This window comes from Sphingopyxis witflariensis (genome assembly GCF_002205635.1).
In the GTDB taxonomy this organism is placed as follows: domain Bacteria; phylum Pseudomonadota; class Alphaproteobacteria; order Sphingomonadales; family Sphingomonadaceae; genus Sphingopyxis; species Sphingopyxis witflariensis.
The window spans coordinates 1-21,996 of record NZ_NISJ01000021.1 but is presented as its reverse complement, the minus strand read 5'-3'; the positions used below and the strand labels follow the sequence as shown (position 1 = coordinate 21,996).

Annotated in this window: 22 protein-coding genes, 1 tRNA gene and 1 pseudogene; 12 read left to right on the top strand and 12 right to left on the bottom strand. The window is 62.9% G+C overall.

Annotated elements, in window-relative coordinates:
- Window positions 1-375: 375 nt before the first annotated feature.
- The gene (locus tag CDQ91_RS20405) at window positions 376-1,299 is read left to right on the top strand and encodes a TIGR02391 family protein (protein ID WP_220116684.1); all 924 of its coding nucleotides are present in this window, start codon (window positions 376-378) and stop codon (window positions 1,297-1,299) included.
- 5 nt (window positions 1,300-1,304) lie between these two features.
- Here CDQ91_RS20405 and CDQ91_RS20400 read toward each other — a convergent pair whose 3' ends face one another.
- Window positions 1,305-3,041: a retron Ec67 family RNA-directed DNA polymerase/endonuclease gene (locus CDQ91_RS20400; RefSeq protein WP_069318839.1), complete on the bottom strand. Its 1,737-nt coding sequence runs from the start codon at window positions 3,039-3,041 to the stop codon at window positions 1,305-1,307.
- Between the two features lie 328 nt (window positions 3,042-3,369).
- Entirely contained in the window at window positions 3,370-5,445 is a 2,076-nt protein-coding gene (locus CDQ91_RS20395; protein WP_069318840.1) for a ParB/RepB/Spo0J family partition protein, read from the bottom strand.
- Window positions 5,446-5,856: 411 nt separating this feature from the next.
- Here CDQ91_RS20395 and CDQ91_RS20390 point away from each other — a divergent pair, with 411 nt between their 5' ends.
- Window positions 5,857-6,801, top strand: coding sequence for an AlbA family DNA-binding domain-containing protein (locus CDQ91_RS20390; RefSeq protein ID WP_144036839.1), 945 nt, complete (start codon window positions 5,857-5,859; stop codon window positions 6,799-6,801).
- Window positions 6,789-6,977 carry a hypothetical protein gene (locus CDQ91_RS20385; RefSeq protein ID WP_069318842.1) on the top strand — a complete coding sequence of 63 codons (189 nt, stop codon included), beginning with the start codon at window positions 6,789-6,791 and terminating at the stop codon, window positions 6,975-6,977. Before CDQ91_RS20390 ends, CDQ91_RS20385 begins: the two co-directional genes overlap by 13 nt.
- Window positions 6,978-6,982: 5 nt before the next feature.
- On the opposite strand, the gene qatD is transcribed toward CDQ91_RS20385, so the two are convergent.
- Genes qatD through qatA form a run of 4 tightly spaced genes read right to left on the bottom strand, consistent with a single transcriptional unit; the run spans window position 6,983 to window position 12,037 of the window.
- Window positions 6,983-7,735 (bottom strand): Qat anti-phage system TatD family nuclease QatD, encoded by a 753-nt coding sequence (gene qatD, locus CDQ91_RS20380; protein WP_069318843.1) that lies wholly within the window; start codon window positions 7,733-7,735, stop codon window positions 6,983-6,985.
- Between the two features lie 8 nt (window positions 7,736-7,743).
- Window positions 7,744-9,093, bottom strand: coding sequence for a Qat anti-phage system QueC-like protein QatC (gene qatC / locus CDQ91_RS20375; protein WP_069318844.1), 1,350 nt, complete (start codon window positions 9,091-9,093; stop codon window positions 7,744-7,746).
- Window positions 9,090-9,974, bottom strand: coding sequence for a Qat anti-phage system associated protein QatB (qatB, locus tag CDQ91_RS20370; protein ID WP_069318845.1), 885 nt, complete (start codon window positions 9,972-9,974; stop codon window positions 9,090-9,092). Before qatB ends, qatC begins: the two co-directional genes overlap by 4 nt.
- Window positions 9,974-12,037, bottom strand: a complete 2,064-nt coding sequence (qatA, locus tag CDQ91_RS20365; RefSeq protein WP_237246091.1) for a Qat anti-phage system ATPase QatA — start codon at window positions 12,035-12,037, stop codon at window positions 9,974-9,976. Before qatA ends, qatB begins: the two co-directional genes overlap by 1 nt.
- 154 nt (window positions 12,038-12,191) lie before the next feature.
- Between qatA and CDQ91_RS20360 the strand changes: the two genes are divergently transcribed.
- From CDQ91_RS20360 to CDQ91_RS21800, 3 genes and pseudogenes are all read left to right on the top strand, one after another.
- The gene (locus tag CDQ91_RS20360; RefSeq protein ID WP_069318846.1) at window positions 12,192-12,518 is read left to right on the top strand and encodes a type II toxin-antitoxin system PrlF family antitoxin; all 327 of its coding nucleotides are present in this window, start codon (window positions 12,192-12,194) and stop codon (window positions 12,516-12,518) included.
- Window positions 12,518-13,009: a type II toxin-antitoxin system YhaV family toxin gene (locus CDQ91_RS20355; RefSeq protein WP_069318847.1), complete on the top strand. Its 492-nt coding sequence runs from the start codon at window positions 12,518-12,520 to the stop codon at window positions 13,007-13,009. Before CDQ91_RS20360 ends, CDQ91_RS20355 begins: the two co-directional genes overlap by 1 nt.
- Before the next feature lie 337 nt (window positions 13,010-13,346).
- A pseudogene (locus CDQ91_RS21800) lies at window positions 13,347-14,423 on the top strand (recombinase family protein); the annotation flags it as partial.
- A 111-nt stretch (window positions 14,424-14,534) separates the two neighbouring features.
- Here CDQ91_RS21800 and CDQ91_RS21795 read toward each other — a convergent pair.
- Complete coding sequence (locus CDQ91_RS21795) at window positions 14,535-14,750, bottom strand: hypothetical protein (RefSeq protein ID WP_237246090.1); 216 nt, start codon at window positions 14,748-14,750, stop codon at window positions 14,535-14,537.
- 249 nt (window positions 14,751-14,999) lie between these two features.
- Window positions 15,000-15,076: transfer RNA gene (locus CDQ91_RS20345), tRNA-Arg, on the bottom strand.
- Window positions 15,077-15,145: 69 nt separating this feature from the next.
- Between CDQ91_RS20345 and CDQ91_RS20340 the strand changes: the two genes are divergently transcribed.
- Entirely contained in the window at window positions 15,146-15,895 is a 750-nt protein-coding gene (locus CDQ91_RS20340) for a queuosine precursor transporter (RefSeq protein ID WP_088474533.1), read from the top strand.
- Between the two features lie 4 nt (window positions 15,896-15,899).
- On the top strand, window positions 15,900-16,295 hold the full coding sequence (locus CDQ91_RS20335; RefSeq protein ID WP_088474532.1) for a hypothetical protein: 396 nt from the start codon (window positions 15,900-15,902) through the stop codon (window positions 16,293-16,295).
- Here the strand turns inward: CDQ91_RS20335 and purQ are convergent.
- Both purQ and purS read right to left on the bottom strand, forming a co-directional pair.
- Window positions 16,257-16,922: a phosphoribosylformylglycinamidine synthase subunit PurQ gene (gene purQ, locus CDQ91_RS20330; protein WP_088474531.1), complete on the bottom strand. Its 666-nt coding sequence runs from the start codon at window positions 16,920-16,922 to the stop codon at window positions 16,257-16,259. The two genes, CDQ91_RS20335 and purQ, sit on opposite strands and share 39 nt — an antisense overlap.
- Before the next feature lie 19 nt (window positions 16,923-16,941).
- Window positions 16,942-17,172 carry a phosphoribosylformylglycinamidine synthase subunit PurS gene (purS, locus tag CDQ91_RS20325; protein ID WP_088474530.1) on the bottom strand — a complete coding sequence of 77 codons (231 nt, stop codon included), beginning with the start codon at window positions 17,170-17,172 and terminating at the stop codon, window positions 16,942-16,944.
- 193 nt (window positions 17,173-17,365) lie between these two features.
- On the opposite strand from purS, the gene CDQ91_RS20320 reads away from it, so the two are divergent.
- Together CDQ91_RS20320 and bfr are read left to right on the top strand one after the other, a co-directional pair.
- Complete coding sequence (locus CDQ91_RS20320; protein ID WP_088474529.1) at window positions 17,366-17,539, top strand: (2Fe-2S)-binding protein; 174 nt, start codon at window positions 17,366-17,368, stop codon at window positions 17,537-17,539.
- 100 nt (window positions 17,540-17,639) lie between these two features.
- Complete coding sequence (bfr, locus tag CDQ91_RS20315; protein ID WP_088474528.1) at window positions 17,640-18,122, top strand: bacterioferritin; 483 nt, start codon at window positions 17,640-17,642, stop codon at window positions 18,120-18,122.
- A gap of 397 nt (window positions 18,123-18,519) precedes the next feature.
- Here bfr and CDQ91_RS21600 read toward each other — a convergent pair whose 3' ends face one another.
- Complete coding sequence (locus CDQ91_RS21600) at window positions 18,520-18,828, bottom strand: hypothetical protein (RefSeq protein ID WP_201791933.1); 309 nt, start codon at window positions 18,826-18,828, stop codon at window positions 18,520-18,522.
- Between CDQ91_RS21600 and CDQ91_RS20310 the strand changes: the two genes are divergently transcribed.
- Both CDQ91_RS20310 and CDQ91_RS20305 read left to right on the top strand, forming a co-directional pair.
- Window positions 18,802-20,139 (top strand): sensor domain-containing diguanylate cyclase, encoded by a 1,338-nt coding sequence (locus tag CDQ91_RS20310; RefSeq protein WP_201791932.1) that lies wholly within the window; start codon window positions 18,802-18,804, stop codon window positions 20,137-20,139. The two genes, CDQ91_RS21600 and CDQ91_RS20310, sit on opposite strands and share 27 nt — an antisense overlap.
- A gap of 301 nt (window positions 20,140-20,440) precedes the next feature.
- Complete coding sequence (locus CDQ91_RS20305) at window positions 20,441-20,860, top strand: addiction module antidote protein (protein WP_088474527.1); 420 nt, start codon at window positions 20,441-20,443, stop codon at window positions 20,858-20,860.
- Window positions 20,861-21,309: 449 nt separating this feature from the next.
- On the opposite strand, the gene CDQ91_RS20300 is transcribed toward CDQ91_RS20305, so the two are convergent.
- Window positions 21,310-21,837: a hypothetical protein gene (locus tag CDQ91_RS20300; RefSeq protein WP_201791931.1), complete on the bottom strand. Its 528-nt coding sequence runs from the start codon at window positions 21,835-21,837 to the stop codon at window positions 21,310-21,312.
- Window positions 21,838-21,996: the final 159 nt, after the last annotated feature.

Sequence of the window (21,996 nt, the reverse complement as noted above, 5' to 3'; positions counted from 1 at the left end):
GGGCCACCCACGGCCTCGGCCGTGCATGGAGAGCCGGATGCAGGGAAACTCGCACGTCCGGTTCGGCGAGAGGCGCGAAGAAACCGGCCACCGCGAGGTGGCACGGCGCTTCGCGCCTACTCTACCTGTCTGCTCGGGCCACGCTCATCGCGGCCTCGATGGCTCGGCGTCGGCCGGGGCACGATCGACCCCGCACCGCTTGCGGCCGGAACGCAGAGGAGGTTGGACGGCGGGCGGCTTTTTTGTTTCGCGATGCAAAGCCGAAGGCGGCGGAAAAAAGCCGAACGACGCCCTTGCGGGATGGCGATCGGCTTCGGTCAGACAAGCCATTGGGGAGGCCGCCGGGTGTTCGGCCCGGAAGGTAGGGAGTTTCTTATGACCGGCGATTATGCCGGCAACTCTGCCAACAGCCTTGCGCGATGTTCATCCTACGTTCCAAGGTGGTTTCCGATTCGACCAAAGGAGACCGCGGAGGTTCGCAAGGGGGAGAAGGAAAAGGTGGCGCAACTGTTTTCGCAGGATCAGCTCGAAGCCATTGCCGGCGCACTCGGCGACACGGATACGGGGCTCAAGGGGACCGAGATCGCGATGCTGTTTGCGACCTGTCAGATGACCGATCCAGGCGAGATGACCAAGCGGCACCGGATTTACAACGCCTTCGCCGCCAGCCAGAACGCCCGACAGGACCGCACGCGCATCCTCGGCTTCATCCGCCATGCGATGAGGCCGGCCCGCTACAGCCGCGAGCCGCATCGCTACGAGCCGATGCGCGCCAGTCTCAACCAGGCGCTCGCCTTCGCGGGCCTCGTGGTCAGCGAAGCCGGAAAGATCGAAACCGTCGAACAGGCGACGACGCTGCCGGAAGCACAGCGTCGCGCAAAAGAACTGCGCACCGATCTGGAGACGCGCGGCGTTCATCCCGATGTGCTGCGCTTCTGCCGCGCGGAACTGCTAGCCGACGACTATTTCCATGCGGTCCAGGAAGCGGTGAAAAGCGTCGCCGACAAGATGCGCGTCATGACGGGTTTGACCGACGATGGGGGAACGCTGGTGGACCGCGTGCTGGGCGGCGATCTGCCGATGCTGGCGATCAATCCGCGCGGCACGGCGAGCGAGCGTAGCGAGCAAAGCGGCTTCGCAAATCTGACCAAAGGCGTCTTCGGGATGTTCCGCAATCCGACCGCCCATGAAGCGCGCATCCACTGGCCAATGACCAAGACCGACGCCGAGGATCTTCTGACGCTCGTATCGCTCATCCATCGCCGGCTCGACGCCAGCCACATGCCCCCGCGCGCTTGATCGCATCACGGTGGTGGCGGATTGGCGGCGTAATCGTCGAGGGCTGCGACGATACGGTCGAGCAGGCTCGTGAATTTCGAGAAGTCGATCGTGTCCTTTTGCGGCTGCACGACCTTCTCGGCGAACCTAGCTTTCCCGTATTTTCCGGGTTCACCATGCTTCTTGTTAGGGTCGAACACTTTGCCGTCGATGACGGTCTTCAAAAGTGCAGGATCGAACGAGTCCTCAATGCAGCTTGTCCCTTTCGCGCCGATCTCCGGCGTTTTGATCAGATAGAGATTGGCGGCGAGCCGGTGGAACGGGTCCGTAGAAGTTCGCGAAATATTGGGAGCGCCGAAATTCTTGGCGACGCTGAATATGTCTTTGGCGCCATCGTCATTATCGATCAACACGATGATGGGGTTGGGCAAAGGCCGGTGCCGGTAGTGCTTGAGCGCGTCAGGATATTTCCGAATGAAGTGCAGGAGATCGCCCGCACCATTGCCGATCTGTAGGACGTCATGGACCGTGCTCGAAAAATTCATGAACTTGAGCGCGGGTTTGAACTTCCCCTTATCCATTGCGCCAAGCTGCGGATGGTACGCCGCGAGCTTCTCCATCGCAGCGCGCAGATAGACGGAGTCGGTCTTGCCTTCGGGGATGATGAGCGGTTTGGGTGCAACGACGAAATGTCGGTAGAACAGAAAGCGGATGTAGAGCTTCCGCGTTGCCGTCGCCTCTTTCTTCTTGTCGACAGAGGATCGCGTATCGACCTGATCGCGCACATGATAGACGTGGCCCAGCGTCCCTTGCAGCGGCGCAAGCGAGGTGGCCGGCTCCTGCACATCGGGATCGCCCGGCTTGCCGCCCGCCAGCGCGGCGGGGACCATGCGATAGTAGGTTCCGCTGTTGAACAGTGACCAGCACATCGCGCGCACCGTGCGGTAGTATTCCGGTCGGATATTTGGCTTCTCGTTGACGAGCAAACCGGTCGTGACCTGGCGTGACCCGCGATACTGCATCCGCGTCTTGGCCGGATTCACCTCGAAGCCAGCCTTGTCGATCTCCTTCAGCAGCGCTGCGCCCAGCGTCCAGTCATGCTCTGATCCCGGTATCGGGACGGCGACCTCTGCCGGGAGCGCCTTGGCGTTCGTGGAGAAGGTGATGTCGTCGGCATAGCGCGAGTAGGTGCATTTCTGCGCCTTGGCGAAGCGAACGAGCCGAATGTCCAGGAGGTGTCCGACGATATTGGAAATGACCGGCGAACAGGGGCTGCCTTGGGGAAGGACGTGGTCGTGGCAGGCAATCTGCGCGATGAGGGTCGCAACCTTGGGATCGAGACCGAAGCGCTTGTCCTTGATGAACATGCCGCGCACGCGACCGAAGTTGATCGACGGGAAGAAGTCCTTGAGATCGAGATTCAGCACATATCGCTGTCGCCTGTGGACAGCGGCGTTCGTCACGATGGACAGATGCTTGGCAAAGCCATGCGAGAGCGGCCGTCGTGGCGCGCCTGCCTTGTCGATGTCGGCCAGCGCCAGGTAGAGGACGTTGGCGAGCCGCCGTTGCAGGAGCTTGAGTTTGGGCGTGGGGGCGAGAATCGGCCTCGGATTCCCGTTGCGCTTGGGAATAGTGAACGCGGTGTATTTCTGCGCGTCGGGAAGATGATAAAGCAGATAAGCAAGCGCTGCGGGCTTGTAGCCCAGGATCGCTGCTAGGTCATCGAGCGACTTCGCCGCTTGCAGTTTCGCCAGACTTGACACCCCACCCCCTTAATAGGCGGCTTACAGGCACTCCTATGCGTTCGATCGGATCGTCCGCTCAGCCGTAAAGCTGCAATAAGGGTAGATGGAAGCATCACTGCCTAACATCGGTGTCTTATATCGCGATGCGCGATAACAACTCTGCCTGTAAGCCTGCGGCGGTTCTTGTCCAAATTACCCAAAACTTCAAGGGATGATCCGCGAGCCGGGCAGTGCCCGGCGAGCGCTGAAATCAAACGAAGCGACCGCGCTCGGCGAGGAGCGGTCGCGATTCTGGCAGGCGGTAAAGGAAGGCCGGGACCGCTGGCGCGGCCCCGGCCCGATGCCGCTATTCGGCGGCGACGGCGTAGGAGGCTTCGCCGTCCTCCGCTCCGGTATCGGGGGCCTCCGCTCCGGACGGCTGCTCCACGGTCTCGGCATCCTCGGCCTCGACGGGTGCGGGCTGCTCCGCCTCCGGCTCGGGGGTCCGCAGGATCGCGGGCAACCATCCGGTCCCGGCCAGAAGCTGCTCGGCGGCCTGCGCCATGTCCGGCTTCTTCATGTCCGCGATACGGCGGGCGGCGTCCTCCGACACGCCTTCGGCGACGGCCTCGACGATATGCGCCTTGGTGACGCGGCCAAGGTAGCTGTCCACGGTCGGCGTCCAGTCCTTCGCCACGTCCAGCGCCAGCGCGCTCGCCAGCCGGTCGGCGGTTTGCAGCGAGCGGGGCTTGCGGTCCCACGGCAGACGCAGGGCATTGACGGTGCGGGACGCACAATGCGCCAGCAGCGCCAGCCGCTTCTCGTCGTCCAGCCCGACGATGAAGCCCCACAGGTCGGCCACGTCACGCGGCATCCGCTCGGCCCACGCCTCGCGCGCCTCGTTCGCCTTGGCGGCAAGCGGCGTGTCCTCGATCCCGTCCGCGTGGCTGCCAAGCGGCGTCACGGTCGGACGAACCTCAAGGCAACCGGCCTCAGCGTAGCTGTAAAACAACTGCGCCGTGAGCGTGTGGATCAGGGCGATCAGCGCTAGATCGGGCCGCTCGCCAAGCGCCACGCGAAGGGCCAGCGTCCGATGGGCGGACAGGTCGCGGGTGAGGCTGTCGGAAATCGGCTTGCCCGGTTCCTCGTCCTCTTCCTCGATTTCCTGCACTTCCTCGTCGCCGTCCTCGGCTTGCTCGTCCTCCACGGCCTCCGGGTCGAAGGCTTCGCCTTCGTCCTCGGGCTGCGGATCGGCCAGCGCCTCGTCCTCGGGACGGACGAAACCGCGCTCGATCCTGACCGTGCCGTCATGGTGCAGCACCACGAACACGCCGCCATGCGCGATCACATTGGCGTCGTAGGCGTGACGCTTGGCCGAAATGGCGTCGATCTCGTCGGAAATCGCCTCCAGCTTCTCGGCCACGTCCTCGGGCATCTCGTCATAGGACGAATAGCCCTCGGCAAGCTCGTCATGCTCGGTGGACAGCGCTTCCAGCCGCGCCTCGTCCTCATCCGACAGGGCGATGGTCTGCGGATAGAAGCGCCGCATCCCGTGGGCGTGGGGATAGTCGATATGCGCCTCGGCCCATTTCCAGCCCTCGGCCTGCACGGCCCCGGCGATCTCGCGCAACTTCTCGGCGGCGAGCATGTCGAGCAAGCCCGCATCCTCGAAGAACCCGCCTCGATCCTCGCTGAACAGGTCACGGATGATATTGCCGCCCGCCTCGACATAGGCGTCGGCACCGACGAACACCGCGCGCCGGTCGGTCGCCGGAACATTGCTCGCGGTCATGTCGCGCCGGATGATCCACGGCTCGCGGTTGTGATGCAGCCCCTCGAACACCTGCTCCTGACGGGCATGGTCCTCGGTGATGGCGAAGGCCATAAGCTGGTCCAGCGTAAGTCCGTCCTCCCGATAGACCTGCAACAGCTTCGGGCTGACAGCCCCCAAGCGAAGCCGCTGCTTCACCGCGCCCGCCGACACGCCGAACCGCGCGCCGATCTCCTGCGCCCCCCAACCCTTGTCGTTGGAAAGCTCCGCGAACCGCTCGAACTGGTCGGCGGGGTGCATGGGCGTCCGGGTCACGTTCTCGTCCAGACTGATCTCGGCGGGATCGTTCAGCGTATCCAGCCAGCAGCGCACCGGCTCGGATTTCTTGATCTGCTTGCGCTTGGCGCGCAGCAGCATCGCCAGCCTGCGGCCCTCGCCAGCGGTAACGAGGTAATATCCGGTCGGCGTCCCGTCCTCCTTGGCTTCCGGCTCAATGACAAGGTTCTGGATCAGCCCCTTGTGCTGGATGGAAGCGGCCAGCGCCTCGATAGCGGCTTCCCCATGCGGCACCTTGCGGGCATTGCGCGGGGACTTCTTGAGCTTGGCGAGCGGCACGAAAATCTCGACGCCCGACACAGGCTCGGCGGCGACGGTTTCGGTAACAGCGTTCATCACACTTCTCCTTCAAACCGCACTCACCCCGGAATGGGGTGGGCGGCGAAGGAGCGGACCGGCAGGCCCGCCGGCGGAGCCGGGCAGCACCCGTAGGGCCGGAACGCAGAGGAGGTAAGCGCGCCTGCGCGCGTTGCGGACCGGCGCGGCGGGCCTAAAGGGAAGCGTCGCCCACCCCACCGACGGGGAGAGCTACAACAATGCGATCGGGCCGGTGTAGCCCTGGCCCGATCTCCATAGATGCTAAGAAGCGCAAATCCGTGGACACGGATTTACGTATCGGCGTGGAGACGCCGAGCGGGGCGTTGCGGGGTGTCCCCGCTTGAAGGGGTCTGGTGAGACTTCGGGCTCACCAGTAGGGGAAGACGTTCCCCCTTTTCAGTCCTCGCTGTCCTCGTGATAAGCGACGACATGATTGACAAGCCACTCGACCAGATCGGAGTCGCAGACCTCGAAGCCTTAGTGACCTACGGCCGGTCTGAAGGCCGCAGCTTGGACTTCAAGCTGATCTTTCCAGGCGCGGGCGAGAAGGCTGTGAAGGACTTCCTCGCCGACGTGAGCGCCTTCGCCAACACGGACGGCGGGGATATGGTCATCGGAGTGCGGGAAGACGGCAACGGTGTCGCGGCCGAGATCGTTGGTATCTCCGCCGCGACGTTGGATACCGATCTGCTGCGGATTGAGGATCAATTGCGAAACTGCATCGATCCGCGCATTCCGCAGTTCCGGGTGCAGACGATCACACTGGCGAGTGGGGCGGCCGTCCTCGTGATGCGCGTCGGCGCCAGCACCGTCGCCCCGCATCGCGTCACCTACAATAAGAGCAGCCGTTTCTACGGTCGGAATAGTCGGGGGAATTACGAGATAGGCACCGGCGAGCTGCGGCAGGCGTTCGCCGCCTCGGATGAGATGCCACGCAAGATTCGGGATCTCCATCATCGGGCCGTCGAGGCGACGACCGGGAAGGACATGCCGTGCCGCCTCGCCGAAGTCCCGGCCGCCGTTCTGACCGTCGCTCCCATGTCGGTTCTGCGCGAGGCGCGGGACATCCGCGTGACCCGCGAGACGGCGGTTCTGCCGCCGCGCGTCAGTGGCGGCATAGACATGGTGATCGGTCTGGACGGCTTGGTCGTCCACTCGCCGATCGACCAGGACAGCAATGCCGTGCGCACATGGTCGGTCAATCACCGGCGCGGCTATGTGGATTTCGCCTGGGCGATTGGACGGACCAAGGATGGCCAGAAGATCATCTGGCGGAAGTATTTTGATGAGCAGGTGATCGGGGCGGCGCGCAGCGCGGTCGCACGTCTGAGAAGTTTTGGCATCGAAGGCCTTGGGTCGCGATGGCGACGTTGACCGGCATACGAGACTACAGGGTTATCACCGGCGACGATTATTTCACGGATGCGGCATGGCAAGACCCGGCCTATCTGGGCGAGGTCGTTGATGACACGCTTGGTCCGGAGAGCTTGCAGCCCTTCATTGACGGATTCTGGCGCTTGTTCGGGATCGACGAGGCGCCCCGCTCCTAACGAGCCTAGCTTTGCTCAGCGAGCAGGCTTTTCAGATTCCGCATGATCGTGGCGGACATATCTGCTGGCGTCAGTCCGTGCAGACGCGCCAAGCCTTCCACAGCGATCCAGACATCGCTCGGCGTGGCAGGACGGGCGTCCGTCTGGGTGAACGGCCCATCTGTTTCCGTTAGAACGCGATCCAAGGGCAGCGCCTTGGTTATCGCCGTGCGCTTTTCATTAACGAGCATCTCCGCGTTCACCGAAAAATAGCAGCCGAGATCGACCGCTCTCTTGGCCTCTGCTGCGGTGCCGGTGAACCAATGGAGCACCACGCGCCCGCGCGGGGGCGGCATGTATTGCTCGATCATATCGAGCACGGCTTTGGTCGCGCGGACGCTATGCGTCGTGACGATCTTGTTTCCCGCCGCCGCGCAGAGCGACAGCACCCGAGCGAAAATCTTCTTCTGCGTCTCGAACGACTTGTAGAAGCGTGGGCCAGCGTCCAGCCCGACCTCGCCGACATAGCGCGTTCGCGGTAGCAATTCCTCCCATAGTCCGATCTCATGAGCGCGGTCGGCGACCAGTTGAGGATGCAGGCCGAGAGCCGCTCGGACATGACGGGTGGCAGACGCCAGTTCGTGATTGCGCGGCCAAGCCTTGGGCGTGGTGGTCACGGTGAGGGTGAACACGCCATCGCGCTCGCAACGCTCCACCGCGGCCGCGTGGTCGGGGTAGAGATCGAGGTGGCAATGAAAATCGACGAGACCCGATCGCATGGGGCCTCTTACGACGGTGCGGCGCGAACGCCAGTCAGCAAGCGCCCAACCTCCTCCAATCCGCGGCGATAGACTTCGGCCAAGTCATCGTGGCGGGAGGGATCATCATAGAGAGGCCCCGGCTTGTGGATGAGGGCCTTTGCGAGTTCCGGGCGCTTCGATAGCCGCGCGATCGCGATCTGGAAGGATCGGACCTGCTGACCTTCGGCCTGCCTGGTGTCCAATGTGGCAGCCTTCAGGTCGGGCACCCCGTAAACTGTCGCATCCTTGCCTCGCAGAGAGGCCCGCCGAATGAGACATGGCAGACAGTATCCGCAGTGTCCTTGTGGCTTCTTGGTCCAGCGCCCCTTCGTCGGCGATGAACACGATAGCGACAGAGGGGCGAGCTGCTTCAACAAGGCAGGATTGGCGCACTCGGCGACCATTTCCCCCTTGGTCTTGTGCCAATAGGGATTTTCGACCTCGCCTCCCACACCGAGCGCGCCGAGCAATTCGTTCCACCGAGCTATGTAGAAAGGATGCGTCGTTCGGGTGCTGAGCGCGCCGAGCCTAAGTCGATCGAGCGGCACATTGAGCGCGATCAAGCCGTTTTCCGGAACCTTGAGCACGAAGTCGCGGCCGAGCGCGGTCCCGGCGGCGACGCCCAGCGAGAAGAACAGGAAGGATCGGCCGCGCGTGGTGTCCTCCGACCCGACATCCTCGACCAGCCCGGTGTCAAAGCTCATCCACACCCGCAATCGATCGAAGGCGGATGCTTTATGGGCGGCTTTCAAACCATCGAAGCACTGCTCCTGCGACTTGCTCACCAGTCCTTCGCCGGCGTGGCTGACCAGAAGCGGCGTCTCGCCGGCGTTCAGGCTGTCGATCGCGCCGATCAAGCTGTCCAAACCGCCGGAGAACAGACTCACGCGATCGAACGGGGCGGGAATGAGAGTGGGCGCGGCAGGAGAAACCAGCTTCGCGTATCCCTTCGTCCGCTTGCGGAATCCAACACCCCATCTGTCGCCGGTCAGGAAGTTCAGGGCGCGGACCAGGATGGGCGCGGTGGCTGTCCATCGCACGGGATCGCTCACCGGGATGACCAGCCGAATCTCGCGCGTCCAGGCATCCTGCGATTCCGTCGAGCGGGAGATGCGGGTGTCCGCGGCATGAACATGGGCCGCGACTACGAGCATGTCCGCGCCGATCTCGCTCGGGGTCAGGTGCAGCGCCTTGAGATCGGCCAAGGCGCGGCCGATCCCATGATCGAGACGCTTGCCCGCCACCAACTGCAAGGTCGATGCGACCTCATCGCGCGCCTTGGGAACGCGGGTCTTATCGTCCTCGCCGAAACGGCCGATGATGACATGCCGCCTCATTTCGCTGCCTCCCCATCGCCCATCGTCTGCAACACGTCGAAGGCGGATTGATAGACGTTGGTCACGAAGCCCATCACCGCGTCAGGAGTCAGCGACTGTATGTTGACGCCCGCAGCGTTGATCGCGTCGCTGACACCGCGCTGGATGAAATCACGCAGTTGCGACTGAACCCTCTCGGCCGCGCGCGGGTCGGCAGGTAAGGTTACGACCTTGGTGCCGATGTCGTTGCAGATGCGCGCCTCGATCGCGTGCGTCGCGTATAGTTCGAAAACGGTCTGGATTTGACCGGGTGTCAGCGCGTCGATGTCGGTAATGCCCGCACCGGCGAGATCCGCGATGGTCTCGACGAAGGCGTCCCGCGCGATGCCCTCGTCGATCGACCCGCCTTCGGGGCAGATGTAATCTGCGAGTCCCGCGAACACTTCCTCGATCGGACGCCCGGCGAGGCTTTCGAGGTTGAGCGTTCGCAACGCTTCGCGCACGCCATTCGCGCTGGCGTCGTTGAGGAACCTGACCAGTCCGGCGCCCGCGCCCCGCGATGAGCCCATGCGCTGCGCGGCCTGGCGTGAGCCGCCCGCCGATTTGGACACATATTGCGAGACCGCGCGGCCGAGGCTCCTGCGGTCGCTTCCGCCCGAACTTGCGAAGCGCGTGAAATTGTTCCGGGCCGATGTGAACCGATCCGATGCCCCTGCCGGCGCGGTCGGCCGCGGCGCTGGTGCTGGAGGAACTGCTGGAGGCGATCCATCAGGTGACGGGGGTTGTGCCCCGTCGCCATCACCCGCGCCCGCACCGGCCCCGCCGTCACCGTCGCCCTGCAACCAACTCGGGATCAGCGGCGTGCCGCCACCTGCACCCCCATAAGCATTCGACGTTCCCATCAGCGCCCGCCTTTTCGAGTGCGAAGCGCGGCGCTGGCCGTCGTCTTCAGGAAGGAAGATTGGGACGTGGACCATCCCTGGAGTAGCTTCTCGAAGCGCGCCACGGCGTCAGAATCCTTGATGATTCCCTCCCAACCTGACGCGGGCCACGGTCCGCACCGATCGGCTGGCACGGCTTCGAGCAGGTCGAGAAGATTGGCTTGCAGTGTGGGATGGGCGCGAACCAGCACGGCGAGCCCATCAATGCCGGGCGGCGTCGTATCGAAGGCGTCGCCACCCATGACGCGCCCGCGCAACTCCTCGAAGACCTGCGCGGCCTCAGCCGGAACGAGCTGCTTGAGGTCGCCTTCGAACGCCTGGACAGCGAGTTTTGGGCCGAGCAGCTTCTCGACCACAGCGGCGAGACGGCCGAGGACGGAGGCCGCGCCGAAATAGTCCTTTCGATCCTTGGTCACGAACAGATAGGGGCGCAGATCGACTTCGGCCAAGACCGGTGTCAGCCGCGCCCAGGCCCGTATCGCGTCGGCCGCCTTCCATTCCGTCAGGATGGCGCTGTCCTTGGAGTCCGGCACAGCGGTCGGCTTGGTGTCATCAGTGGAACTGATCTTCGGCCCGGCCCGCTTCGCTTTGGGGGCTGGCTTTTCCTCCGACGCGCCGGCTTCAAGCGCCGCCAAATCTACGCAGCGTCCGTCCGGATCGCGGGCAGCGGCGCTGGCGATCTGGTCGAACAATCTGGAGAGGAACCGTTCGGCCAGCATGAGCTTCGCCAGGACGGGCAGCTTCACCTCATCTCCGAAACCGCGGGCGAGCGCGGTCTGATGGCGCAGCAGCAGAGTGTTCAGGAAGCGCTTGATCTGCCGCGGATTGCCCTGAGTCCCACTGGCCAGGATCGGACCGATCTGATCGCTCAAGGTAAGCGCGTTCTGGACCTGGCCGGCTTTGTCGCCCAAAGCGGTCTTGACCGTCTGCGCATCGAGCCCGGCCGTTTGCCAAGGGCGTTTGAGCAATTCACGCGCGACGGTGATGAGCGCCGAGTAAGCGGGATCGTCCTCGCCCAGCTCGGCGCCGATGAGCAACAGGGTGACGTAGATACGGGTTTCGGTCTCGCCCAAAGCCGGAATCCGGAACGGGATCTGGATCAGCTTTTCGAGATAGTTCCGTGCATAGTCGCGGGGACCGGTCGTGTCCGGCAGCTCGGGGAAATGTTTGCGCACCGAATATTCGATCATCGCCTCGTCGGCCGCGACGATAAACGCGGTGCGGGCGGTGAAGACGAACAGACGGACGGCTTCGAGCGTTTCTATCGCCGTGTCCGGCAGGCAGCGGTCGAGATCGTCGATGAGGACGATCAGTTGCTTGACGCCGGCCTGCTTGAGCAGATCGTCAAAAGCTTTCCGGAACGCCTCGATCTCTTCCGGCACATTCTTCGACTCGCCGGGTTTCAGCAGTCCCTGCACACCGTCGATGGCTTTGTCGTAGTTCTCCTGCGTGGCGAGTTTCGAGGGATCGGCGAAAATACCCTTCAAGTTGCCGACCACCGCGCCGACCTGATCGGCCGTGGGGATGCCGGTGAACGCGGTGAAAGCGAGACCGCCCCCGTGCCGCGCGATTTTGAGCCAGTCGATCCGCCGGAAGATGTCTTTCGCGGCCATGCCGGCCTGGGTGAGCAATGGGCGCTTTTCAATAAGCCCGGTGACGATGCCCTCGATCAACGCGATCTTGGCGTCTTCGAATCCCTGAAAGCGCCAGCCGTTGAATTTGATGCAGAGCACGTCCTCATCAGAACTGAGGCCGTTCTCGATCATTTCGAGGATGCTGGACTTTCCCGCACCCCAGTCACCGTGAACGCCGATCGTCACGGCGCGCTCGGGCTTTTCGCGCAGCAGCTCGATGATGGTCTTGGCGATCGCCTCATTGTTGAGGAGATCGACCTTTGTCTCATTGTCAGTGAGAATCATCCCGCCCCCGTTTTCTTCCCGCGACTCGCAGCGGTTGTAATAATGCAGCCCCGCACGCAACACTGCCGGAAGAAATGAGGTTTCGCCATATGTTCTGCCGGACATTGGGCAAGTCCAACGAGAAGCAACCACGCAACTTCCTTTGCTATCGGACTGATTGAGCGGAATGGTCTGCCCAGTCGGACGTGATCCCGCCGAAAAGCCCACCTTGACAAAGTAATGGTTTTTCCTTACATTCTGCGCCCTGTAGGAGGTTGCTATGCCCGCGTTGCTCGAAGAAATCAGCACCATCACCGCCAAGGGTCAGACGACGATTCCGAAGTCCGTCCGCCAGGCGCTCGGTGTCGATTACGGCGGCAAGATCGCCTTTCGCGTCGATGAGCATGGCGTGTCGGTGCATCGCGCCGACGCCGAGCATGACGATCCGGCGATCGACAGCTTTCTGTCGTTCCTGGCCGAGGACATTAAACGCCGGCCCGAGGCGCTGAGCGCGCTGTCCCCCGCGCTCGCCGAACGCATCGCGGCGCTGACCGAGGGCGTTAAGGTCGATCTCGATGCGCCGATCGACGGCGATGTCGATCTCTGATGATGGTCGTCAACGGGTGGCAGCTTATTGCCCACCCTCTGTTTCTCGATCAATTCGAGAAGCTGGGGGCGGCTGTCGCGCGCCTGCGGGAGAAAGACCCGCGCGGCTGGCACAAATCAGCCAATGCGAAATTGCTGGCGGCGCTGCGCCAGCTCGTATTCGAGACCATTCCGCAAGATCCCACACGCCCGGAGTATCGGCAGGGTGGCACGCTGGGGGACGACCGCAAGCACTGGTTCCGGGCGAAGTTCGGCGGCGGCCGGTTCCGACTGTTCTTCCGCTACAGCACCAGTGCGAAGGTCATCGTCTTCGCCTGGGTGAACGACGAGACCACGTTACGCACCTATGGATCGAAGTCGGACGCCTATGCGGTGTTCCGCAAGATGCTCGACAAGGGCAATCCGCCCGACGATTGGACGGCGTTGCTGACTGCTGCGAACGAGTCGGAAGCGCGGGAGCGTCTGGAGGCAGCTTCGCCCGACCCGCCGTGAACCCCTATCTGCGCTACGCCCGGCCGGATCATTTGCACCCTGCGCGGTCGCGCGCCAACGTGGGCGGATGGCCCTGCCACGCAAACGTCGTCCCCGCCGCGCGCCCTGCGGCTGGTCGGAAGGTCTCGAAGACCTGCACGACTATATGCGCGCGCCGCCGCAGCGAGCCGCGTCCCGCGGGCGCGTCATCAAGGATAGCGGGCCGATCGTTGTCACGGACGACTGGCCCGAGCGGGTTCCGATCGGCGACGCAGAGCTGCGCGCGATCGAAGGCCATTTGCGCAAGGAGCTGGACGACCTGTTCGGACCCTTGCCGTGAGATAAGGAGGACCATGCCATGACCGACGCCGCCCTTCGCGTCGAGGAGACCCCGCCGGTCATGGCGACGGCCCGCGCCGCGCTCTATCTGCGCGTCTCCACCGGCCGGCAGGCCGAGAGCGACCTGTCGATTCCCGACCAGCGCCGCCAGATCGAAGGCTATTGCCTGTCGCGCGGCTGGGAAGTCGCGGCCGAGTTCGTCGAGCCGGGCAACACCGCGACCGATGATCGTCGCCCCGCTTTCCAGGCGATGATCGACGCCGCGATGGTCAAGCCGCCGACGTTCAACGTCATCCTCGTCCACAGCTTCTCGCGGTTCTTCCGCGACCAGTTCCAGTTCGAGTTCTACGTCCGCAAGCTGGCGAAGAACGGCGTGAAGCTCGTCTCGATCACTCAAGACCTGGGCGACGATCCGATGAGCATCATGATGCGCCAGATCATGACGCTGTTCGACGAGTATCAGTCGAAGGAGAACGGCAAGCACACGCTGCGCGCGATGAAGGAGAATGCCCGGCAAGGCTTCTGGAACGGCGCCCGCGCGCCGATCGGCTACCGCGTGGTCGCGGCCGGCGAGCGCGGCGCGAAGATCAAGAAGAAGCTGGAAATCGACCCGATCCAGGCCGAGACGGTGCGGCGCATCTACCGCATGGCGCTGAACGGCGTCGATAACAGGGGGCCAATGGGACTCAAGTCCATCGCCACTTGGCTCAACGAGAACAACATCCGCACCCGCGACGGCGGACGCTGGGGCTTGGGCGCGGTGCATCAAGTTCTCACTCGCACGACCTACATCGGCCAACACCGCTTCAACACCCGCGACCACAAGACGAGGACGCCCAAGCCCGAGGCCGAGCACGCCGTCATGGAAGTGCCCGCGATCGTCTCAGAAGCGGAGTTCGAGGCGGTCCAGCGCTCGCTCAAGGCGCGCAGCCCGAAGATGATGGCGCCGATGGCGGTGGGCGGCCCGACGCTGCTCACCGGCATCTGCTTCTGCGCGTGCTGCGGCGGCGCGATGACGCTGCGCACCGGCACCAGCAGCGTGGGGCGCGAGTATCGCTATTACACCTGCTCGACGAAGGCGCGGCAGGGCGCTATCGGCTGCCCCGGCATCACCGTGCCGATGGACCAGCTCAACAAGGCCGTAGTCGATCACCTCGAAGCGCGGCTGCTTGACCCGGCGCGGCTCGAAGTTCTGATGGATCAGATCCTAGAACGCCGCGACGAGTGGGTGAACCAGCGCCGCGAGCATGTGGCTGATCTTGAGCGGCGGGCGACCGAGGCGGAAGCGAAGCTCAAGCGGCTTTACGACGCGATCGAGAATGGCGTTATCGACGTAAGCGACCCGTCGCTCAAGGATCGCATCGCCGAGCTGACCGCGACGCGGGACCAGGCCAAGGTCGATGCCGAGCGCGCCGTGGCGCATATCGTAAGGATCGGCCCCGCGATCACGCCGGAAAGCCTGCGCGCCTTTGCGGTCGCCCTACGCAAGAAGCTGCGGAACGGCGACGGCACGTTCGCCCGCGATCAGGTGCGGGCGGTCGCACAGCGTGTGGAAGTCGTGAGCCGGAAAGAGGTTCGGATTCGCGGCCTGCGCAGCGAGTTGCTCCGAACGCTAACCGCCGCCTCTGGCGTAGAGGCGGCGGTGCTAGGCGTTCGTGCCTTTGAACCGAAATGGCGCGCCCGGCAGGATTCGAACCTGCGACCACCCGCTTAGAAGGCGGGTGCTCTATCCAGCTGAGCTACGGGCGCGCGGCACGCTGTGCGTCGCGGCGAATAGCGCGGTTTGCGCTGGCCGCAAAGCGGGTTAAGCAACCATTGATGTCCGAATCCGCCCTGCCCCCGGCCCAGCCTGCCGCCGTCAATGCCGCAAGCGTCCGGCATTTTCGCTATTACGACCTCGTGATGGCCGCCTTTGTAGCGATTTTGCTGCTGTCGAACATTATCGGCGCATCAAAGCCAAGCTACATCCCGATGCCCGATGGCAGCCAGTGGGCCTTTGGCGCGGGAGTGATGTTTTTCCCGATCAGCTACATCATCGGCGACGTGCTGACCGAAGTTTACGGCTATGCGCGCGCGCGGCGGGTTATCTGGACCGGCTTTGCGGCGCTCGCCTTCATGGCCTTCATGGCGTGGGTGGTCGTGGCACTGCCGCCCGCCGACGGATGGCCGGGCCAATCCTCGTATGAATTCGTTTTCGGCAACAGCTGGCGCATCGTGATCGCGTCGATGTGCGCTTTTTGGGCCGGCGAATTCGCCAACTCCTATGTGCTGGCGCGGATGAAGCTGTGGACCGGCGGCCGCTTCCTGTGGATGCGCACGATCGGGTCGACGATCGTCGGTCAGGGGCTGGACAGCCTGATCTTCTACCCGCTCGCATTTTACGGGCTTGCCGGCTGGCCGCCCGAGCAGTTGATGCAGGTCGTGCTGTCGCAGTGGCTGATCAAGACTGTGTGGGAGGCGGTGCTGACCCCCGTCACCTATGTCGTGGTCGGGACGCTGAAACGGCGCGAAGGTGTCGACGTGTTCGACGAGGGCACTGACTTCAATCCCTTCGGCGCCAAGGTTTAATCCAATGACATTGATCGAGCTCGCCGCGCTGTTCGAGGAACGCAAATCCTGGCTCGTCACCACCGACGACCTCAGCAAGGACGCGCTGCATATCTATTTCGGGCTGGCGCTGTTCGTCACCGTGCGATTGATCTGGCGTCGGCGCGGCGGGTGGCTGGTCGCGTGGCTCGCGGTTCTCGCCATGGCGTGCGGCGGCGAGTTTCTCGACATGACCGCCGAAGCAAACCGCGCGGCGATTCAGCCCGACGCCGCGCATTGGCACGACATATGGAACACACTGTTCTGGCCAACGGTCCTGCTGATCGTCGGGCGCTGGCTGCAACCGGCAGCGCGAGCGGATGCGCCCGCGCCGAACGCACTATCAGGCGAGAACGCCGAGCGCGGCCTCGAACAGGCGTAGCCCATCGGTGCCGCCGTGCGCGCGGTCGATCGCGCGTTCGGGGTGCGGCATCATGCCCAGCACATTGCCGGCATCGTTGAGCACGCCCGCGATATCACGCGCCGAGCCGTTGACGCTGTCGGCGTACCGGAATGCAACGCGTCCCTCACCCTCGATGCGGTCGAGCGTGTCCTTGTCGGCGAAATAATTGCCATCATGATGCGCGACCGGGATGTTGAGCGTCTCATCGGCACCATAGGATGCAGTGAACATCGACTGGCTGTTCGCGACGGTCAGCGGCACGGTGCGGCAGACGAAGTTCAATCCGGCGTTGCGCATCAGCGCGCCGGGCAGCAACTGCGCCTCGGTCAGCACCTGAAAGCCGTTGCACACGCCGAGCAGCGGCACGCCGCGGCCTGCGGCATCGGCAACAGCGCGCAGGATCGGCGAACGCGCGGCCATCGCGCCAGAGCGCAGATAGTCTCCATAGGAGAAGCCACCGGGCAGCGCGATGAAGTCGGTGCCATCGGGCAGCTCGGTATCGCGGTGCCATACCATCGCGGGGGCGCGGCCGGTGACGGTTTCGAGCGCGACCGCCATGTCGCGGTCGCAGTTGGAGCCGGGAAAGACGATGACCGCGGTCTTCATGAATATGCTCCTTCGCGCCTCAGGCGCGTTCGATCCGGTAATTTTCGATGACGGTGTTGGCGAGCAGCTTGGCGCACATCGCGTCGAGATCGGCATCCGATACGCTGTCGGCAACTTCGAGTTCGATAAAGCGCCCGGCGCGTACGTCATCGACCCCGGCAAAGCCCAGACCTTCCAATGCGTGATGGATCGCCTTGCCCTGCGGGTCGAGCACGCCGGGCTTGAGCGTCACATAGACCTGAACTTTCATGGGGCGAACCTTTGCGGATGGGAGCTGTTGAGGATGGGCGCGCCTATGCCCGCGAATCGCGCCGGGGGCAAGGGGGCGGGCAAGGTCAAGTGGCGCGAAATTGCGCTTCTCAGGACTGCGAACCAGTCGCAACTTTCCTGTTGCGAATCCCTCGCACTATCCCTACATCAGTCTTGTTGAGAAGGATTCGCATATGGTCGTCTGTGTCTGCAACGCAATAAAGGAAAGCCAGCTGCGCGATGTCGCGCGGAGTGGCCAATTGCGGTGCGCCAAGGCCGCCTATGCGCAATTGGGTCGCAAACCCAAGTGCGGACAATGCCTGTCATTCGCTCGCAATATCATCATGGACGCCGCCGCGACCGCCTGATTTTTCTTGAAAATCCGCCATTTTTGACCTTGGCCTGCAGGGGCCCAGGGGCATATAATGCCGCCATTCCAATTCCCAAAAAATGAATGGCAGGACGAAAATGAAGGGCGACGAAAAAGTCATCGATTTCCTGAACGAGGCGCTCAAGAATGAGCTGACCGCGATCAACCAATATTGGCTGCATTATCGCATGCTCGACAATTGGGGCGTCGCACGGCTCGCCAAGTTCGAGCGCGAAGAATCGATCGACGAAATGAAGCATGCCGATCAGCTGGCCGATCGCATCCTCTTCCTGGGCGGTCTGCCCAATTTCCAGATGCTCGGACGCCTGCGCGTCGGCGAAACCGTCGAAGAAGTGCTGAAGGCCGACCTCGCGCTCGAGGAAGAAGCGATCCCGCTGCTCAAGGACGCAATGGCGCATTGCGAAACTGTGCGCGATTATGTCAGCCGCGACCTGTTCGGGCATATCCTGGAGAGCGAAGAACATCATGTCGACGAGCTGGAAAAGCAGTTCGAGATGATCGAACGCATGGGAATCGAGAATTATATCCAGCTTCAGTCGAAGCCCGCCGGCGACGATTGACCCCTTTGGTCTGCGCCATTGCCGCGCAGATGGGAACGGCGACATTCTAAACCGGCTGACTTTCAGCTGCGGATGAAGCCATCGCGCCACGGCTTGCCTGCCATCAGGGCAATGCCGCCGGTATCGAGAATATGCGCAGGGCGCTGGGTGCCTTCATGCACCATCGCCCTGCGCGCACTCGATGCCCAAACTCTCGCCAAGCCATTCAATTAACAGCATTACAATATTTCCGGGCCATGACGCGCCGATGCTTCGGGGTCTCATTCCGTCAATTTGGGCAGCGGCGCTGCTGATGCTTGCACTGCTCGCGCCTGCGCGCGCAGTCGCTGCCGGGATGCCGGCACCTGGCGAAATCCGCAGCAGCTGCTGGGCGGCTCAAAAACTTGCGGAAGGCCCGTCAGTCGCGGCTCCCCCAGTCCACCGCTGGCATTGCGCCGACCGGAATTATTCGCTCGATGGCGAGCGGCTTTTTCTTCGCTTTGATATCGGGGCCGACGACGCGCGCCCATATTATTTCCTTTCGAGGAGTGCGGCCCTCCAGGCGGTCCACCTGTTCGCGATCGATTCGGATGGTTCGGTCCGCCGCGCGTCCTTCCCGGCGGCGGCCCTGCTCAACGCCCGATCCGGCGGGTATTTCAAGGCGCCCTTGCCCGAAATCAAACGCACCACCCGGCAGATCGTGGTCGCAATCGACCAACCAAGCCATCACATGACCCTGGAGCACGCGCGCCTCACCTCATCCGACAAGTCGGAAAGACCGCAGCGCGTCCGTATCCTGATTTTGCTGGCGGTGCTGTGCGGCATGGTTGCAATGCCGATTGTCTTCAACGCGGCCTTCTACCGCATTCTGCGCGAGCCCTTCGTCCTCTGGCATTCCGCGCTGGCCTTTTCGCTGGTCATGACCATCATGCTGTCATCGGGCTTGGCAGCGGAGCTGTTCGGTCTGCCGGCCATGACGCTGAGCTGGATGGCGACGCTGGTTTTCGGGCTGACCATCGCATCCGGCATGATGTTCACCTACAGCTTTATCGAAGCGGATCGCCTCCACCCACTGCTACGCCGCGCGCTGCCTTGGTGCGCGGCCTGGGCCATCGCATCCAGCCTGCTTCATGCCGCCTTTCCATTCGTTGCCCGTCCGGTGCAGTCGAGCATCTACACGGCGGCCTTCACGCCAGTGATCGCAATTTTCATCTGGTCGATGATCGACGCGTTGCGGCGCGGAAGTCGCGCCGCCAAGTTCCAGGCCATCGGATATGCGCCGATGATCCTCGTCGGACTGATCCGCCTGGTCACGGGCATATTCCCTTCGTTTCAAAGCAATGACGCCATGCCCCTCTTCTACCTCGGCTGTGCCTGGGAGGTATTGTTCACAACGATGGGGGTGGCCGATCGCTTCATGGCGATCAGGCATCAGCGCGACCGGGCGCGAACCGAGGCGGAATTGCTCGAACGCCTGGCGGAAACCGACACGCTCACCGGGCTGTTCAACCGGCGGGCGATCGAAACGCATTTCGATCTCTACCGGTCCGAGGGCTTCGACACGCTGGCCATACTCGACCTCGACCATTTCAAAAGGATCAACGACACCTGCGGCCACGGAGTCGGGGATAGGGTATTAAGGGCGGCGGCCCAGGCGCTTCGGCACGACCGGAACATGCGCGCCTTTCGTATCGGCGGCGAGGAGTTCGTGCTTTTGCTGCGCGGTGACGACGCTGAGGCTCGCGCCGAACAGGCACGGCGGGGAATTTCCGCAATCGTCGCCCATGCCGTTCCAGGCCTTGCCGGCCCTGTCACCGCCAGTATGGGCGTCACCCGTTTTTCGATGAACGACGCGGCCGACGATGCGTTCACGGCGCCCTATGAGCGCGCCGACAAGCTGTTGTACGAAGCCAAGCTTGCGGGCCGTAACCGTACGAAGACGGATATCGGAAACAAGCGATCTCCAGACAAGGCGACTCCATGCCTGTTCAATGCGGAATCGCCCTTTCACGGGCAAGGGCAATTGGCGCGGCACTGAAAGCGGGGTTGTGCCATCGGCCAAACGCCGATTCCGGCCGTGCATCGCGCCACATGGGCCATAGCGCCGGTGTTTCGATCATGGTGATGCTGATGGAACGACAGAAAACAGACAGTTTTCGGAGGCGCTTTCGAGCGCTTCTTTTTTCGCTTGCACTTGCGACTAATTCTCAATAGCACAGTCGAGCAGTCCCCTCCTGCCGGCTGCTGCCCCGTGCGGCAGCCGGCATCTTTTTAACAAAGCGGGCGCGGGATTGCCGCAAACCAGACCGGCCCGAAAGCGGGATACAGGGGGATAGAAGATGCAGAGCAGCGACCTGATCCGCCAATTCACCGAGCAACCGCTGATCCAAGAATTGTCGGCCGACGCCGCGCAGGCGGTGCTCGCGCTGCGTTACTGCATCCTCTGCCGCCGCAACGAACGCGACCCGATGCCCGAACTCGAACGCCGCTGGGGCAATATCCTGGCGGCACGGCGATATCGCCTGGTGGTCGAAGCGATCGGTCATGTCTGGCCCGACCCTTTCGCCGTCGCCCCGCCCTGTTGCCCGCGCATCAGCTTCGACGAAGCGCTTCTCGCCGCGATGGTCGGCGCCGCAGCGGCGCGCAACCGCGCCCAGTTCGACTGGCTGACCGCCGAGATGCTGGGCAGCGACGCGCGCGAGATGCTATTCGTCGCACTGGAAAATTTCATCCGCGCCCGGGCACCGGGTCGGGTCTAGCGAGGGTGATGGGGCGTCGGCTTTGGGGTGGAGAAGCGCCATTGCCTTCTTTCGTCATCCCGGGTTGGATCCCGGTTCGGGTCGGCGCAAGGACCGTGTAATCATTCCAAAGTTCAGCAAAGTTCAGCCCTATGCATCGCCCGTTCTGGACCTTACGGCGTGCTGGACGGACCCGGCGCGTCGCGTCTTGGCTGCACCCGACCGTTCGGGTAGCGACCGCCTTTATCCAACAATTCAAAGAGCCGGGATGGAGGCTGGCACAGCCGGATTATGTAGGACAGCGTTTTTTTCGAGCGGCAGATGCCGGCTTTGGGGTGGTTTGCGGACTGGCGGCTTTTGGCCGTTGTTCAGCAGAAGCTGCCCACACCAATCATCGAGCTTCGCCGCAGTCCGGCCTCCGCAATTTTGCACTTAGCGGCCCGTTCAATGGGAGGATAATACCGCCCCCCTCATGCAGCTTTGTATGCCTCGTTTCTGAAGACGACGTCGCTGACCATTTCCGCTCCGAGGAACTCAATCAGCATGTTGGAATTTGCAAGATCCTCGCTCTTCAACGCTCCAATCGCCTGGCCGACAACGACCTCCCAAGGTTTCTTGCACTCAAGTATCGCACAAATGAGCTGACGGATTTTTTTGATTTTTGTATGCCGCAATCGATCGCCTGATCGGGCAAGCTGCTCAATGGACGCTCTGTCTGGATGCTCTTGGTGTTCCCCTGCCCACTGTGCCGCAGCAAATTGGAATTCATCCCAAGTCGTACCCATCGAAACAAGACAAGGATCGGTGAGAAGTGCATTCTCGATTGCGTAACATTGTAGCCGGTATCGCTTGATAGGGGGGCGATGCTCGATTGGCTGATCAACAACACCGTCGCCATCGCGGAGAGAAAAAGCGACCGGATTATCATAAAGCGTCTTCAGCAGTTCGACGCAGAAGTTCTCTAGTTCACCCTGTTGATTCACACTGCCGGCCAGCACAGGAAATACCTTAATCCGACCCTGCGACGATCTAGGCCGTGTTGACAAAAGACTTCAGCCATAGGCGCGTAGCGGCGAGGTTGAGGAAGCTCTCGAACGAGAGCAGGGTTTTGTCATAGCGGGTTGCGATGCGTCGTTGCTGTTTGAGTTTGCCGAACA

Coding starts and splice junctions, on each gene's coding strand:
- qatD (WP_069318843.1), bottom strand. CDS start 7,735: ATGCGATCGGGTCTCGTCGATTTTCATTGCCACCTCGATCTCTACCCC.
- CDQ91_RS20390 (WP_144036839.1), top strand. CDS start 5,857: ATGATTGACAAGCCACTCGACCAGATCGGAGTCGCAGACCTCGAAGCC.
- CDQ91_RS20355 (WP_069318847.1), top strand. CDS start 12,518: ATGATGGTCGTCAACGGGTGGCAGCTTATTGCCCACCCTCTGTTTCTC.
- qatA (WP_237246091.1), bottom strand. CDS start 12,037: ATGTCCGGCAGAACATATGGCGAAACCTCATTTCTTCCGGCAGTGTTG.
- CDQ91_RS21795 (WP_237246090.1), bottom strand. CDS start 14,750: ATGCGCCACGGCGCGCTCGGCATCGACCTTGGCCTGGTCCCGCGTCGC.
- CDQ91_RS20385 (WP_069318842.1), top strand. CDS start 6,789: ATGGCGACGTTGACCGGCATACGAGACTACAGGGTTATCACCGGCGAC.
- qatC (WP_069318844.1), bottom strand. CDS start 9,093: ATGAGGCGGCATGTCATCATCGGCCGTTTCGGCGAGGACGATAAGACC.
- qatB (WP_069318845.1), bottom strand. CDS start 9,974: ATGGGAACGTCGAATGCTTATGGGGGTGCAGGTGGCGGCACGCCGCTG.
- CDQ91_RS20405 (WP_220116684.1), top strand. CDS start 376: ATGACCGGCGATTATGCCGGCAACTCTGCCAACAGCCTTGCGCGATGT.
- purS (WP_088474530.1), bottom strand. CDS start 17,172: ATGAAAGTTCAGGTCTATGTGACGCTCAAGCCCGGCGTGCTCGACCCG.
- CDQ91_RS20335 (WP_088474532.1), top strand. CDS start 15,900: ATGACATTGATCGAGCTCGCCGCGCTGTTCGAGGAACGCAAATCCTGG.
- CDQ91_RS20395 (WP_069318840.1), bottom strand. CDS start 5,445: ATGAACGCTGTTACCGAAACCGTCGCCGCCGAGCCTGTGTCGGGCGTC.
- purQ (WP_088474531.1), bottom strand. CDS start 16,922: ATGAAGACCGCGGTCATCGTCTTTCCCGGCTCCAACTGCGACCGCGAC.
- CDQ91_RS20360 (WP_069318846.1), top strand. CDS start 12,192: ATGCCCGCGTTGCTCGAAGAAATCAGCACCATCACCGCCAAGGGTCAG.
- bfr (WP_088474528.1), top strand. CDS start 17,640: ATGAAGGGCGACGAAAAAGTCATCGATTTCCTGAACGAGGCGCTCAAG.
- CDQ91_RS20305 (WP_088474527.1), top strand. CDS start 20,441: ATGCAGAGCAGCGACCTGATCCGCCAATTCACCGAGCAACCGCTGATC.
- CDQ91_RS20320 (WP_088474529.1), top strand. CDS start 17,366: ATGGTCGTCTGTGTCTGCAACGCAATAAAGGAAAGCCAGCTGCGCGAT.
- CDQ91_RS20340 (WP_088474533.1), top strand. CDS start 15,146: ATGTCCGAATCCGCCCTGCCCCCGGCCCAGCCTGCCGCCGTCAATGCC.
- CDQ91_RS21600 (WP_201791933.1), bottom strand. CDS start 18,828: ATGGCTTGGTTGGTCGATTGCGACCACGATCTGCCGGGTGGTGCGTTT.